The organism is Saccharopolyspora sp. ID03-671 (genome assembly GCF_045278815.1).
GTDB classification, from domain to species: Bacteria; Actinomycetota; Actinomycetes; order Mycobacteriales; family Pseudonocardiaceae; genus Saccharopolyspora; species Saccharopolyspora ipomoeae.
On sequence record NZ_CP134054.1, the window covers coordinates 4,052,886 to 4,066,318 of the forward strand.

General features: G+C 69.9%; 18 protein-coding genes and 1 tRNA gene. 8 read left to right on the top strand and 11 right to left on the bottom strand.

Features of this window, described 5'->3' with window-relative positions:
- Positions 1-204: 204 nt before the first annotated feature.
- The 4 genes from REH65_RS18605 to REH65_RS18620 all read right to left on the bottom strand — a co-directional run bounded on the left by REH65_RS18605 (position 205) and on the right by REH65_RS18620 (position 3,691).
- Positions 205-1,059 (bottom strand): GGDEF domain-containing protein, encoded by an 855-nt coding sequence (locus REH65_RS18605; protein WP_406688472.1) that lies wholly within the window; start codon positions 1,057-1,059, stop codon positions 205-207.
- A 320-nt stretch (positions 1,060-1,379) separates the two neighbouring features.
- Entirely contained in the window at positions 1,380-1,781 is a 402-nt protein-coding gene (locus REH65_RS18610; RefSeq protein ID WP_281457378.1) for a hypothetical protein, read from the bottom strand.
- A 3-nt stretch (positions 1,782-1,784) separates the two neighbouring features.
- Entirely contained in the window at positions 1,785-2,939 is a 1,155-nt protein-coding gene (dusB, locus tag REH65_RS18615) for a tRNA dihydrouridine synthase DusB (protein WP_406688473.1), read from the bottom strand.
- Between the two features lie 122 nt (positions 2,940-3,061).
- Positions 3,062-3,691 (bottom strand): superoxide dismutase family protein, encoded by a 630-nt coding sequence (locus REH65_RS18620; RefSeq protein ID WP_406688474.1) that lies wholly within the window; start codon positions 3,689-3,691, stop codon positions 3,062-3,064.
- Between the two features lie 426 nt (positions 3,692-4,117).
- On the opposite strand from REH65_RS18620, the gene REH65_RS18625 reads away from it, so the two are divergent.
- The gene (locus REH65_RS18625) at positions 4,118-4,417 is read left to right on the top strand and encodes a hypothetical protein (RefSeq protein WP_406688475.1); all 300 of its coding nucleotides are present in this window, start codon (positions 4,118-4,120) and stop codon (positions 4,415-4,417) included.
- Between the two features lie 2 nt (positions 4,418-4,419).
- Here the strand turns inward: REH65_RS18625 and REH65_RS18630 are convergent, their stop codons facing one another.
- Positions 4,420-4,791 (bottom strand): ArsC/Spx/MgsR family protein, encoded by a 372-nt coding sequence (locus REH65_RS18630; RefSeq protein ID WP_281457503.1) that lies wholly within the window; start codon positions 4,789-4,791, stop codon positions 4,420-4,422.
- Positions 4,791-5,558 (bottom strand): ABC transporter ATP-binding protein, encoded by a 768-nt coding sequence (locus tag REH65_RS18635; protein WP_406688476.1) that lies wholly within the window; start codon positions 5,556-5,558, stop codon positions 4,791-4,793. Before REH65_RS18635 ends, REH65_RS18630 begins: the two co-directional genes overlap by 1 nt.
- A gap of 171 nt (positions 5,559-5,729) precedes the next feature.
- Here REH65_RS18635 and REH65_RS18640 point away from each other — a divergent pair, with 171 nt between their 5' ends.
- Entirely contained in the window at positions 5,730-6,332 is a 603-nt protein-coding gene (locus REH65_RS18640; RefSeq protein ID WP_406688477.1) for a TetR/AcrR family transcriptional regulator, read from the top strand.
- A gap of 81 nt (positions 6,333-6,413) precedes the next feature.
- On the opposite strand, the gene REH65_RS18645 is transcribed toward REH65_RS18640, so the two are convergent.
- Positions 6,414-6,812 carry an NUDIX domain-containing protein gene (locus tag REH65_RS18645; protein WP_281457382.1) on the bottom strand — a complete coding sequence of 133 codons (399 nt, stop codon included), beginning with the start codon at positions 6,810-6,812 and terminating at the stop codon, positions 6,414-6,416.
- Positions 6,813-6,943: 131 nt separating this feature from the next.
- Between REH65_RS18645 and REH65_RS18650 the strand changes: the two genes are divergently transcribed.
- The 3 genes from REH65_RS18650 to REH65_RS18660 are packed head-to-tail and all read left to right on the top strand — an operon-like array spanning position 6,944 to position 9,429.
- A complete protein-coding gene (locus REH65_RS18650; RefSeq protein ID WP_281457383.1) occupies positions 6,944-7,780 on the top strand; it encodes an undecaprenyl-diphosphate phosphatase in 837 nt (278 codons plus the stop codon).
- A 42-nt stretch (positions 7,781-7,822) separates the two neighbouring features.
- On the top strand, positions 7,823-8,686 hold the full coding sequence (gene folP / locus REH65_RS18655; protein WP_406688478.1) for a dihydropteroate synthase: 864 nt from the start codon (positions 7,823-7,825) through the stop codon (positions 8,684-8,686).
- Positions 8,686-9,429 (top strand): pyrimidine reductase family protein, encoded by a 744-nt coding sequence (locus REH65_RS18660; RefSeq protein WP_406688479.1) that lies wholly within the window; start codon positions 8,686-8,688, stop codon positions 9,427-9,429. The genes folP and REH65_RS18660 overlap by 1 nt, the downstream gene beginning before the upstream one ends.
- Before the next feature lie 40 nt (positions 9,430-9,469).
- Here REH65_RS18660 and REH65_RS18665 read toward each other — a convergent pair.
- Positions 9,470-9,545, bottom strand: a tRNA-Lys gene (locus REH65_RS18665).
- Between the two features lie 94 nt (positions 9,546-9,639).
- On the opposite strand from REH65_RS18665, the gene REH65_RS18670 reads away from it, so the two are divergent.
- Positions 9,640-10,155, top strand: coding sequence for an N-acetyltransferase family protein (locus REH65_RS18670; RefSeq protein WP_406688480.1), 516 nt, complete (start codon positions 9,640-9,642; stop codon positions 10,153-10,155).
- On the opposite strand, the gene REH65_RS18675 is transcribed toward REH65_RS18670, so the two are convergent.
- Positions 10,146-10,472, bottom strand: coding sequence for a hypothetical protein (locus tag REH65_RS18675; RefSeq protein ID WP_406688481.1), 327 nt, complete (start codon positions 10,470-10,472; stop codon positions 10,146-10,148). The genes REH65_RS18670 and REH65_RS18675 overlap by 10 nt on opposite strands.
- Positions 10,473-10,713: 241 nt before the next feature.
- Here REH65_RS18675 and REH65_RS18680 point away from each other — a divergent pair, with 241 nt between their 5' ends.
- The gene (locus REH65_RS18680) at positions 10,714-11,400 is read left to right on the top strand and encodes a class I SAM-dependent methyltransferase (RefSeq protein ID WP_406688482.1); all 687 of its coding nucleotides are present in this window, start codon (positions 10,714-10,716) and stop codon (positions 11,398-11,400) included.
- 4 nt (positions 11,401-11,404) lie between these two features.
- On the opposite strand, the gene REH65_RS18685 is transcribed toward REH65_RS18680, so the two are convergent.
- Entirely contained in the window at positions 11,405-11,947 is a 543-nt protein-coding gene (locus tag REH65_RS18685; RefSeq protein WP_281457407.1) for a chorismate mutase, read from the bottom strand.
- A 192-nt stretch (positions 11,948-12,139) separates the two neighbouring features.
- Between REH65_RS18685 and REH65_RS18690 the strand changes: the two genes are divergently transcribed.
- Positions 12,140-12,706 carry a phosphatase PAP2 family protein gene (locus REH65_RS18690; RefSeq protein WP_281457408.1) on the top strand — a complete coding sequence of 189 codons (567 nt, stop codon included), beginning with the start codon at positions 12,140-12,142 and terminating at the stop codon, positions 12,704-12,706.
- A 46-nt stretch (positions 12,707-12,752) separates the two neighbouring features.
- Here REH65_RS18690 and REH65_RS18695 read toward each other — a convergent pair whose 3' ends face one another.
- Positions 12,753-13,367, bottom strand: a complete 615-nt coding sequence (locus REH65_RS18695) for a YigZ family protein (protein ID WP_406688483.1) — start codon at positions 13,365-13,367, stop codon at positions 12,753-12,755.
- Positions 13,368-13,433: the final 66 nt, after the last annotated feature.

Sequence of the window (13,433 nt, forward strand, 5' to 3'; positions counted from 1 at the left end):
GCGCGTCGACACTCCCCGACATGCATCGCGTGGCGCCTAGAAGATAGTACGGCGGATCGCCCGAACTGACGATAGCGCCGACAGTTTCTTCACAATCAGTGCACGATCCTACCGCGCGGCTCGTCTATTGCGACGAGCCGTGCTAAGCCAGATGACCGATAAGTTCACAATTCGAATGGACCCTGCGTTTTCGCGTGATCGCCATCAGTAGCCGGCGGCTCTTCTCCCCGTTTCGGTGACCCGCTCGGAAGCGGCACCCGCCAACCGGACTTCGGCGCCTTTTCGGTAGGCGACGGCATTCCGACCGGCACGCTTCGCCGCGTACAGCAGGGCGTCGGCCGAGATCAACTGCTGCTCGCCCGAGACGTGCCCGCCGGTGCCCTGCTCGTGCGCGACGCCGATGCTGATCGTCACGCCGAGGCCGGGCGCCATCGTCTCCCATTGGAAGTGCTCCACCCGCTGCCGGGCCGCCTCGCAGACCTGCACCGCCGAGTTGGGCAGGATGTGCGGCAGCACCAGCACGAACTCCTCGCCGCCGTAGCGGGCGCAGAACGCCCCGTCCGGCAGGGCCTCCTGCAGCAGGTCCACGACCCGCTGCAGCACCCGGTCGCCGAACAGGTGCCCGTAGGTGTCGTTGACCACCTTGAACCAGTCCAGGTCGATCAGCGCCACGGCCAGGCCCTCGCCCGTCATGGCGTTCTCGGCGACCAGGTCCGCGAGCCGTTCGTCGAGGTAGCGACGGTTGTAGCTGGCGGTGAGGCTGTCCCGGAGGCTCTCCTCGCGGGCCTTGGCGTGCTCCCGGCGCAGCAGCTCGACCTCGCTGCGCAGCTGCTCGGGCACCGCCGGCTTGTCCGAGGACATCATGTCCAGCGCTGATCGCAGGTGGTGGTAGGCCTGCCGCCACTGACCCCGGGAGGCCAGCAGTCGCGCTATGGACTCGTGCAGTTCCGCCATGCCCGTGCCGTTGGCGACTTCCTCACGGCTGCGGGGCGTGGGCGGTTGCGGCACGTCTCCTCCGCTGGGGTGCGGGTCCTGCCCGGTGAATCCGTTGCGGATCATGTCGGCCACCTCCCGTCCGCGCTGTCGTTCGGTCTGACGGAACGATCATGCCGTTTCGACTCGACCGGTGCCTCGGTTCGCGCGATCGAGTGACAACTTCGGCGATTCCGAGACCGAGCCATCGGCTCCTAGGTGTGTACCGGGCGGAGGGGTGGATGTGGAAGCGAATCGGGACGGACCCACCCGCACGGACGAGCAAACCAGTGTCAGTTTCGCATCACCGCCCCGCAAGCCGATCGAGGTGATCTTGGCCGCAGACTCCGGGTTTTCGGGTCCTGGCTCATCGAGGAGCCACTGCCTTCATCGAGGACCCGCTGCTGTCATTGAGGACAGGGTGCGAAGCCGAACGTGCGCCCGTCGAGCACCACGAGGTGTTGTGACCCGATTTGATGACCGGTGGTGCTGCCGCCCGTTCGGGTGGTGACCTCGACGCCGATGACCCAGATCTGCCCGTGCGGGACGACGCCGTCGGCGGTGAAACCGGGATCGGGCCGCAGCGTGCTCCACGCCGGGTCGAGCCGGACGGTGAGATCGCCGAGCTCGCACGTGTTGGCGGTGAAGTCGGGGTGCTGCGTTCGGTTGAAGAACTCCTGCTGCGCCGCCGGTCCCGCCGCGGCCGCCGCGTTGTTGTCGGCGAAGTAGCCGCGGAAGTCCGGCTGCTGCGGCGTCGAGGCGCAGCCGGTCAGGCACAGCGCGGCGAGCAGCAGCGGCCAGGCCCGCACTGCTCAGCCGCCGCTGGAGTCGACCTCGGCACCGGCCGGGACGGTCGCGTCGTCGGGGTCGTCGAGCCAGCCCTCCGGCAGCACGACCTTGCCCGCCGAGCCCTGGCGCCCGCGCGGTCCCTCGGCATCGGTCGGGAACGGCACGTTCGGGTCGAGCTGGGCCAGCAGGTCGTCGAGCTGCGCGAGGCTGGACACGAGCCCGAAGCCGTGCCGCAGGTCGGAGCCGACGGGGAAGCCGCGCAGGTACTGGGACATGTGCTTGCGCAGGTCGCGCAGGCCCTTCTCCTCGCCCATGTGGTCGGCGAGCAGCTCGGCGTGCCGCCGCAGGACGCGCGAGACCTCGCCGAGGTCCGGGCCCTCCGGGATCGGCTGCCCGGTGAAGGCCGCCTGCAGGTCGCGGAACAGCCAGGGACGGCCGAGGCAGCCGCGCCCGACGACCACGCCGTCGCAGCCGGTCTCGTCGACCATCCGCAGCGCGTCGTCGGCGCTGAAGATGTCGCCGTTGCCCAGCACCGGGATCGACGTGACGTGCTGCTTGAGGGTGCGGATCGCCGACCAGTCGGCGGTGCCGGAGTAGCGCTGCGAGGCGGTCCTGCCGTGCAGCGCGACGGCCGCGGCGCCCTCCTCCTCGGCGATGCGCCCGGCGTCGAGGTAGGTGATGTGCTCGTCGTCGATGCCGATGCGGAACTTCACGGTCACCGGGATGCCCGCCGGTGAAGCGGCGGTGACGGCCGCGCGCACGATGTCGCGGAACAGCCGCCGCTTGTACGGCAGCGCCGAACCGCCGCCCTTGCGGGTCACCTTGGGCACCGGGCAGCCGAAGTTCATGTCGACGTGATCGGCGAGGTCCTCCTCGACGATCATCCGGACGGCCTGCCCCATGGTGACCGGGTCGACGCCGTAGAGCTGCATCGAGCGCGGGCTCTCGTCGGCGTCGAAGGTGATCATCTCGAGCGTCTTCGGGTGCCGTTCCACCAGCGCCCGGCTGGTGATCATCTCGCACACGTACAGCCCGGCGCCGTACTCCCGGCACAGCCGTCGGAACGCCACGTTCGTGATTCCCGCCATCGGGGCGAGCACCACCGGCGGATCGACCTCGTGAGGTCCGATCCGCAGCGTCTTGGCACCCGTCGGGGCGGGCAGGTCCAGAGCGGTCATCAAGCCCATTGTCCCCGACCCCGAACCTCGATCACCCGTGACCTGCGTCAAAGTCGTTCCGGTGGGAGAAGCGAGGAGGGCACCCGCCTGCGCGGCGGGTGCCCTCCCGGTGGTTCAGCGGATCAGAAGTCCGCGGTGATGCAGCCCAGGCGCGAGCCCGCCGAGCCGGCCTTGCCGGGCTCGGAGTGGGTGTGGGTCTCGTGCAGGACGACCGACTGCGCGTCGTCGCGGGTGGCCAGCGACCAGGTGCCCTCCGCGGTGGCGGTGCCGTTGCCCTGCGCGTCGGTGTGGAAGTCCAGCCACACCTCGTTCTGCGGGTTGGCGTAGGCCGGGTCGACCGACGGCTTCACCGGGTCGGCCTTCTCCTGGTAGTGGGAGCCCGCGTCTTCGCCGGTCGCACCGCACGGCTTGACGTGCACGTGGGCGCCGTAGGGGCGGTTCGGCTGCAGGCCCTTGACCTCGACGGTCACCTTGCTCTTGCCGTCGGCGGCGGAGGAGTTGACGGTGATCTGCCCGCCCGCCGGGACCTCCTCCGGCTTGTAGGTGATGGCCTTGGCGGTCGGCGAGAAGTTCTCGAAGGTGCCCGAGGTCTGCTTGCCCGCAGCGGACTGGCCCTCGGCGGGCGTCTGCGGCGCGGGCTGGTGCTGCGCGTGCTCGGCCTCCTGGCCCCCGCCGCCGCAGCCTGCGAGGAGTGCGCCGGCGGTGCACAGGCCCACGATCGAACCGAACAGTCGGGTCCGCTGCTGAAGCATGTGTATCTGTCCTTAGTGGTCGCCGAGGTCTCGGCTGTTGACGCTGCCCGCATAAACGTTTTTGGCATATTCAGGTTTCGCCTGATCAGCGGCCGCGCGGACATTCCCTTCCCTGGGTGATTGATCCTAAGTACCCAAGGTTGCGTTCCGGCATCGCCCGGGCCACGCGGACGTGCATCATCCGAAAGCGCGAAGGGGTCGTCGCTGCTCATGACGATCCAGCGCTCGGGTCGAGCGATCCTCGTCACTCGGGTGCAATCGTGATCTTCATTCGTCCTCTGTGGACGGAGGTGTTGATCAGCGCCGCTTATCGGCCGAGAAGCGCGGTTGATCCCGAACGGGCCCCGGCGTTGCGCGCGCGCCGCGATCTCCCTAAGGTGTTACTTGAAGTAACAGGTTCGCTCGGTATCCCCGGAGGAGGTCGCGATGCCGGTTCCTGAGGCGTTCTCCAAGCTGGTCGACACGACCGTCGCGCAGACGGCGAAGTTCTACGAGCAGGTCCGCCAGGACGGCTCCGAGCAGATCGCGCGCTTCTCCGGCCGCGCCGCCAGCTGGGCGGATCAGGCGGGCGCGGCCACGGCCGAGTTCACCGAGGACGCCGCGACCAAGGCCGCCGCGGTGAGTCGCACGGCGGCCGACCGGGTCGCCGCCGCGACCAGCGGCCTCGCCGAGAACGTCGGCGAGCGCATCATCCGGGTCGGCGAGAAGCTCACCCGCCGGGACTGACCTCAGGCGTTCCGCTCGGCGTCGATGACGCGGCCCACCGAATCGGGGTCGCGGCCGACGACGGTGGTGCTGTCGGAGGCGGTGATGATCGGGCGCTGGATCAGCTTCGGGTTCTCGCTCATCAGGCGCAGCCAGTCGCCCCGGTGCTCGGCGTCCTTCGGCACCTCGCGGAGTCCGACCTCCGCGGCGACGGCCTCACCGGTCCGCGCGATGTCCCACGGTTCCAACCCGAGCCGCTCCAGCACGGCCTCCAGCTCGGCGACCGTCGGCGGCTCCTCCAGGTACCGCCGCACGGTGTACTCGGCCCCGGCCGCGTCCAGCTCGCTCACCGCGGACCGGCACTTCGAGCACGCCGGGTTCACCCAGATCTCCATCACGACCCCAGACTACTGCCCCGAGAAGGCGGATGTCCTTTGTAGGCGGTCAACACCTCCTCCACGGACCCGCTCATCCGAACCGCCCCCTCGTCCATCCAGATCGCCGAACTGCACAGCTCCAGCAGCAGTTCATCGGAGTGCGAGGCGAAGACCAGCATCCCGGAGCGCTCGACTAGGTCCACCATCCGCTTGCGGGCCTTGGCGATGAACGCCGCGTCCACCGCGCCCAACCCCTCGTCGAGGATCAGGATCTCCGGGTCGATCGTGGTGACCACGCCGAGCGCCAGGCGCACCCGCATCCCCGCGGAGTAGGTCCGCAGCGGCATGTGCAGGTAGTCGCCGAGGTCGGTGAACTCCGCGATGTCGTCGGCCCGGTCCAGCATCTGGCGCCGCGTCATGCCGAGGAACAGCCCGCGGATGACGATGTTCTCGTAGCCGGAGACCTCGGGGTCCATCCCCACGCCGAGGTCGAAGACCGGCGCCACCTTCCCCCGGATCCGAGCGCTCCCCCGCGTCGGCTCGTAGATCCCGGACAGCAGCCGCAGCAACGTCGACTTCCCCGCCCCGTTGTGCCCGACCAAGGCCACCCGATCGCCCTCCCGCAGCGACAGGGTGACCCCGCGCAGGGCCTCGATGACCGGCACCTTCGCCTCGGTCCCGATCTTGCCGCCGACCTTCCCGAACACCTTCTTCTTCAGCGACCGAGACCGCGCGTCGAAGATCGGGAAGTCCACGAACGCCTCCCGCACCTCAATCCCCACCAAGCCGGAACCCCTCTCCACAGAAAGAGAACGCAAATTACCATTCGCATCCCGCCCGACGAAAACCGCTGCATTCGTGCCGCGAAAACCCCGGTTTTCGCGCGACGAATGTTGCGGTTTTCGACGCCGGATCACTCGGACGGTGGAGGGTTCGGGGGCGGTAGCGTCGGTGGGATGAGCGCCCCGCACTTCCGGCCTCCGCAGCAGGCCCGCAGTCGAGAGTCCCTGCAGAAGGTGCTGGCCTCGGCTGAGCACGTGCTGAGCGCGCGCGGGCTCGACGACTTCACGGTCGCGGCGGTCGCCGAGCGCGCGGGCGTGTCGGTGGGGGCGATCTACCGGCGCTTCGCCGGCAAGGAGCAGCTGCTCGAAGCGGTCAAGGACCAGCTGCTGGCGCAGCTGGAAACCGATGTGCGCGAGGCGCTCTCGTCAGCGTCCCCGGATCTTCGCGGGGTCGTGGAGGCGTTCACCCGCGCGATGGCCGACGCCTTCGCCGGGCACACCCGGGCTTTCCCGGAGCTGCTCAGCGGTCAGTCGGCGGAAGGCGCCGAGCGCGGCCTGCGGGCTCTCGACGTGGTGCAGCTCGCCTTCGTCGATGCCGTCGAGCCGCACGCTGGGGCTGATGCGGGCGATGCCGTTCGCTTCGCCGCGCGCAGCGTCATCGGCTCGTGCGTCCACCGCGCGGCCAGCTGCCGGGCGTGGCCCGACGGCCTCGGCTGGCAGGAATGGGCGGACCGCACCGCGGCGATGGTCTTGGGTTACTTGGGTTCGGGGGCTTGAGCGGAGCGGTTCTCGCCGGAACCGCCCGGGATTTCACAGCGAAACCCCGGCGGTTCTGGGAAAAACCGCCCCTGGTGGGGATCACACGAGCAGGGAGCGCTCGTGGAGGTGGTCGAAGATGATCTGGTCCACCGGTGAGACACGGTCGCGGTCGGCGTAGCCGAGCCAGATGAGCTCGGCGATCTCGCTGCTCGCGGCCGGGGTGCCCTCGTGGGCCGCGGTGTAGCAGGTCATGCGGACCAGGACGTCGGCGTTCTGGCCGTGCGCCTCGGCTTCGAAGGTGCCGATGTGGGTGGCGCTGTCCCGGTCGATGGTGACCGCCAGCTCCTCGGTGATCTCGCGGGCGAGGGTGTCCAGATCGGACTCGCCGGGTTCCCGCTTGCCGCCCGGGAAGTAGTAGACGTCCTTGCCGTGCGACCGGGTGCTGAGGACCTTGCCGTCCCGCAGCTCGATCCACGCGATCTTGTCGATGACCTTCACGAGTCCTCCCCATCAGCTCCTGCTCCGCAAGGATGACTCGGCTGCGCCGCCCGCACGCGGCGGGGTGTCGGTCGCCCGACCGGGGCCCGCGAGTTCGCTACGGTGCGGCTGCTGCGAGGAGAGGGGACGTCGTGGGGTGGTTCGAAGCGATCGTGCTGGGGCTGGTGCAGGGGCTCACCGAGTTCCTGCCGATCTCCTCCAGCGCGCACGTCCGCGTCGTGGCGGCGTTCGCCGGGTGGGACGACCCGGGGGCGGCGTTCACCGCGGTCATCCAGATCGGCACCGAGCTGGCGATCGTCGCGTACTTCGCGAGGAAGATCGGTTCGATCCTGCGGAACTGGTTCCGCTCGCTGCACGACCGCGACCACCGGCATCACCCCGACGCCCGCATGGGATGGCTCATCATCGTCGGCACCCTCCCGGTGGTGGTGCTGGGCGTGCTGTTCGAGGACGCGATCGACTCGGTGTTCCGGGACCTGCGGCTGACCGCCGTCGTGCTGATCGGCTTCGGCCTGCTGCTGGGCTGGGCCGACCGGTTCGGCCGCAAGCAGCGCACCCTCGACGACCTGACCGTGCCGCACGGCCTCGCCTACGGGTGCGCCCAGGCGCTCGCCCTGATCCCCGGCGTCTCCCGCTCGGGCGGCACCACGACCGCCGGTCTGCTGATGGGCTATCGGCGCCCGGACGCCGCCGAGTACTCGTTCCTGCTGGCGGCCCCGGCGGTGTTCGGCTCCGGGATCTACAAGCTCACCGACATCGGCGACGGCACCGCTCCCGCCTGGGGCCCGACGCTGGTGGCGACGGTCGTGTCGTTCGCGGTCGGCTACGCCGTCGTCGCGTGGTTGATGGCCTACATCAAGCGCGGCACCTTCGTTCCGTTCGTGATCTACCGCGTCGTGCTGGGCGTTGTCCTGCTGGTGCTGGTGTTCGCGGGCGTGCTCGACCCGGCGGCCGGTCCGAGCACGTAGTCTCGGCTGCGGATGACGTGCTGCGCGGCGAGGAGACACTGCATGCCTGAGCTGGCCTTTCGGGGGCGAACCGTGGTCAGCGATCGTGCCTTGATCATGGCGATCGTGAACCGGACGCCGGATTCGTTCTACGACCACGGCGCCACGTTCGAGGAGGACCGGGCTCGGGCGGCCATCGCGCACGCCGTCGCCGAGGGGGCCGACGTCCTGGACATCGGCGGGATCCCGGCGAGCCCGGGGCCGGAGGTCACGGTGGAGGAGGAACTCCACCGCGTCCTGCCGACCCTGGAGTGGACGCGCTCGGAGTTCCCGGACCTGATCATCAGCATCGACACCTACCGGCACGAGGTCGCCGACGTCGTGTGCCGGGCGGGCGCGGACCTGCTCAACGACACGTGGCAGGGCTACGACCCGAAGGTGCTGGAGGTCGCCGCGAAGTACGGGGCCGGTTACGTCTGCTCGCACACCGGCGGCCTGGAGCCGCGCACCGATCCCACCAGCCCGCAGTACGACGACGTCGTCGCGGACGTCATCGCCGAGACCACGAGCCTCGCCGAGAAGGCCGTCGCTCTCGGCGTTCCGCGCGAGGGCGTGCTGATCGATCCCGCGATCGACTTCGGCAAGAACACCTACCAGTCGCTGGAAATCCTCGGACGGATCCAGGAGATGATCGACACCGGGTGGCCGGTGCTGATGGCGATGAGCAACAAGAACGTCGTGGGCGAGACCCTCGGCGTCGAGCTGGACGACCGGGTCACCGGGACGCTCGCCGCGACCGCCCTGGCGGCGCAGGCAGGTGCGGCGATGTTCCGCGCGCACCAGGTCCGCGAGACCCGGCACACCCTGGAGATGGTCGCGAGCATCGGCGGCGAGCGGAAGCCGTCGCGGGTGGTGAGGTACCTGTGATGCGACGCGTGTGGCCGCCGGACGAGGCGGGAAGCGTGGACCGCGCCGAGCTGGAGCGCCTGTACGGCTATCCCGAGGACCGGTCCCAGTGGCTCGCGATGAACTTCGTGAGCAGCGTCGACGGCGCGGTCGAGGTGGCGGGCCGCTCGCGCGGCCTGAGCAACGAGGCCGACCGCGAGGTGTACCCGCTGGGCAGCAGCCTGGCTGACGTGATCCTGGTGGGGGCGAGCACCGCGATCATCGAGGAGTTCCGCGGCGTCGAACCGGACGCGCAGCAGGCCGAGCTGCGCGCCCGCCACGGGCTCGCCCCGGTTCCGCGCATCGCGGTCGTCACCTCCGGCCGGTCGCTCCCGCCGGATGCGCCCGTGATCACCGACGTGCAGGTCCCCACGATCGTGATCACCTGCCGCTCCGCTCCCGCCGCGCTGCGCGAGGAGTGGGAAGCGGCGGGCGCCGAGGTCCTCGTGGCGGGCGACGGCTCGGTCGACTTCGCCGCAGCGACAAGCGCTTTGGCGCAGCGCGGCCTCAAGCGGATCCACTGCGACGGCGGCCCTCGCCTGTTCGGCTCGCTGCTGGAAGCGGGAGTCGTCGACGAACTCCGCCTGACGCTCTCCCCGATGCTGGTCTCCGGCACGGCGGAGCGCATCGCCGCCGGCACGGGCATCGACCCCGCCCACCTCACCCTGGCCTCGGTCCTGGCCCAGGACGACACCCTGCTCCTCCGCTACCTGATCAACCGCTGACCAGGAAAAGAAGAACCCCAGGTCGTGTGACCTGGGGTTTTGGTGGGCCGCCAGGGGATCGAACCCTGAACCCGCGGATTAAAAGTCCGCTGCTCTGCCAGTTGAGCTAACGGCCCGCGTGCCCAGGCTACAAGGTCCGGATGATCTCCGTGGCCCGTGGTCGCGGCAATTCGGACCGAAGTCACACCACACGGCCGAGGAGGGCGACTCGTGACCTACGGGAACCGGCTCGCGACGCGCGCGGATTTGCCCGCGATCGTCGGCATCTACAACTCGGTGATCCCGGACCGCTCGGCGACCTGCGACCTCGACCCGGTCACCGTCGAATCGCGCGAGGACTGGTTCGCCGAGTCGGATCCCCAGCGCTACCCGATCTGGGTGGGGCACGAGCCGCCAAACCCGGATGTCGTGACCGGGTACGTGTCTCTGGAGCCGTTCCTCAACGGCCGTCGCGGCTACGACGTCACCGCCGACCTCGCGCTCTACCTGCATCCCGACCACCGCGGCAGCCGCCAAGGCGCGTGCCTGCTGCGCCATGCGATCGCGCAAGCCCCCGAACTCGGCTTCCGGAACATCGCGACCACGATCTTCGCCTCGAACCAGCGCAGTCTCCGCCTCTTCCGCGCTCACGGCTTCCAGGAGTGGGGACGGCTCCCGGCCGTCGCCGATCTCGACGGCCGCTCCGAAGACGTCGTCTTCGTCGGCCTCCCGCTGGCTCAGGTGTGACCCGCGGTCGAGAACCTGCGGTATTCGTCCCGACGGTTCCCGTGGGGTTCGTCGGGTGGGTTGTTGACCTCGACTTCGTCCTGGAGATGGGTCGGGCGTGCGGTCTCGGCGGCCGTGTTCTTCAGGGCTTGTCGACATGGGGAGAGCTCCGCGACGTCGTCGACCTGATCCTGCAGGTCAGCGCCGGTGCCTACGCGATGGAACAGGCCAACCCGCGGCACGAGCACGAGTGGCGGGTGTGGGAGGAGGTGCAGCTGCCGGACGGCAAGAAGCTCATCCCGGGCGTGGTCACGCACCACACCAACGTCGTCGAGCACCCGGAACTGGTGGCGCAGCGGCTGATCCGGCTCGCCGGGGTCGTGGGGCGGGACAACGTGCTGGCCGGGACCGACTGCGGTTTCGCGTGCACCGGGTGCACGAGGAGATCCAGTGGGCGAAGCTCTCGGCGCTCGCCGATGGTGCGCGACTGGCATCGGAACACCTCTGGAGCCGCTGAGGATTTGGGCTGCTCAGCGGGAAATGCCGTTGTGCCGCTTAGTTTTTCGGTAGGATGGCGTGATGTCGAGATCAGTGCGCGACGTCGGCGGCCTGCTGCGGATGCTGGACGAGATCTTCCCGTCGCCCCAACCGTTCTGGGACGGCTTCTACGCGGATCGCGACCGCGACGTCCCGTTCTTCGTCACCGAACCCGATGAGAACCTCGTGTCCTACGTGGACGACGGCGTGCTGAAGCCGGGCCGCGCGCTGGACCTCGGGTGCGGCCCCGGCCGCAACGCTATGCACCTGGCCGCAACGGGTTTCGACGTCGACGCCGTCGACCTGTCGGCCACCGCCATCGCGTGGGCCCGCGAACGAGCACCGGAAATCCGCTTCCGGCACGGCGATGCGTTCACCCTCGACCTCGCCGGGCCCTACGACCTGATCTACGACTCGGGCTGCTTCCACCACCTGCCGCCGCACCGCCGCATCAGCTACCTCGACCTCGTCGACCGGCTGCTGGCCCCCGGCGGTCACCTGGCCATGACCTGCTTCGTCACCGGCGCCGATAACACCGGAACCGAGCTGCCCGACGCCGACCTCTACCGCCGGGGCGACCTGCGCGGCGGCCTCGCCTACGGCCCCGACGAGCTGCGCGCGATCTTCGCCGACCTCACCCCGGTCGAGATCCGCCCGATGCGCGCCCAGCCGCCGGAGTCACCGACCTTCGGCGCGGACTTCCTCCAGGCCGCGCTGTTCCGCCGCTGAGCCGTCAGGCGCAGATCGACGGGGTCGCCCGGCCCAGGGCGGCCTGGTGGAGGGCGTCGAGATCGCGGGCGGTGTGCGCGTAGGCGCTGACCAGGTGGCCCGTGCAGGACGGGCCGTCGCGGAGCTCGTCGGTGTCGCGCAGCTGCACCAGGATCGCCTCGCCCAGCCGGTCCAGCTCCGGGCGGATCTCGCCGAGATCGGGGCGTTCGGTCGGCTGCTCGTCGGGGTGCGCGGTCCAGCGGGCGTGCAGCCCGCGCTGCACGAGCTTGCTGGCCTCGATCTGGTCGCGGAAGACCCGCGTGGCCTCCTCCGGGTCGAGACCGAGCTCCACCGCCCGCGCGGCGACGCCGTCGAGCACCTCCTGCTCGCGCTCGGGGTCCTCGATCGGCGAGTCCGTCCCCCACTTCGCGGCGGCGACCTGGTCGGACAGCACCACCCGCTCGGCGGCGGACCCCACCAGCGGATCCAGCGCGCCCTCGGCCTGCGCCGGTGCCCCGAGCCCCAGCACCGCGGCGACCACGGCACCCCCGACGACCAACGACCTCATCGCAGAACCTCCCCAGGATGATCAGGTGTTCCCAGTCATACACCCGAATCCCGCCCCGGTCGACACGATTTCAACGGAAGTCGGGTCCCCGATTTCAATGGAAATCCGGGACCCGACTTCCGTTGAAATCGTGAATCCCCTGCTCGGCCGTGGCCGGAGCCGGGTGCTGGGAGTCCGGTTAGTGTGGAGGAGGTGGACTACAGCACCGACTTGTTCTTGATCATCTCGGGCTGGGGCGCCGCCTCGCCCGGCTGGCTGCAGGCCGTCGCCCTGGTGCTGACCCATGCGCTGCTGCTCGGGTTCATCCCCGTCGCCGGGTACGTGTGGTGGCGGGTGGACCGGCGGGCGCGGGCCGCGCTGGCGATCCTGATCTCCGGTGGTGCCGCCTGGGTGCTCACCGACCCGGTCAAGGACGTCGTCCGGCAGCTGCGGCCGTGCCGGACGTTCCCGGTGCGCACGGTCGAGCACTGCAGCGAGGTCGGTGTCTTCTCCTTCCCCAGCGGGCACTCGGCCACGGCCGCGGCCTTCGCGGTGACGGTGGCCGTGCTGTGGCGGCGGGCCGCCGCGATCGTGGCGGTGGTGGCCGTGCTGGAGGCGTTCCTGCGGATCTACCTGGGCGTGCACTACCCGCACGACGTTCTCGCGGGCCTGCTGTTCGGCGCCATCATCGGTGCGATCGCGGCCGTCGCGAGCAAGCCGAGCGCGAAACGACCGCCGACCGTCCTCGCTGACGAGACCGCTGCTGCCCAGAAGTGTTGAAAGCGTGCGGCGGCACCGACGCGCAGAGCAACCACGTGAACGGTTCTCAGAGCTCGGCGTGGACCAGCTCGCCCTCGGTGGCCTGGGCTGATCCCCCGGTGTTTTCCGCCAGCCAGGCGTGGAAGGTCTCGACGTCCTCGACCGGGACGTGGACGTGGAAGCGGACCGCGGCGTCGTAGGAGGTGTCGGCCACCTGGTAACCGGCCGACCGCAGATCGTTGTCGAGCCGGCCCGCCAGCACGTAGTCGGCCTCCACCTCCAGCACCCGCACCGGACGCCGCTCCAGCGTCCCGACGTGCTCCAACGCCTCGGACACCGCGCCGCCGTAGGCGCGGACCAGGCCGCCCGCGCCCAGCAGCACCCCGCCGAAGTAGCGGGTGACCACGGCGACGGTATTGGTGATCTCGTTGCGGCGCAGCACTTCCAGCATCGGCACCCCGGCCGTGCCCGCGGGTTCGCCGTCATCGCTGGACTTCTGGATCTCCCCGGAGTCGCCGAGGACGAACGCCGAGCAGTGGTGCCGGGCGTCGTGGTGCGCCTTGCGCTGCAGCTGGATGAACTCCCGGGCCTCGGCCTCGGAGGTCACCCGCAGCAGCGAGCAGATGAACCGGGACTTGCGCACCTCGATCTCGTGCTCGCCCGACCGCTTGATCGTCCGCATGCGACCTCCCCACCGCCATCCTCCCACCTGGGGGTTCACCGATCGGCGTGTGGGGATTTTCATGGA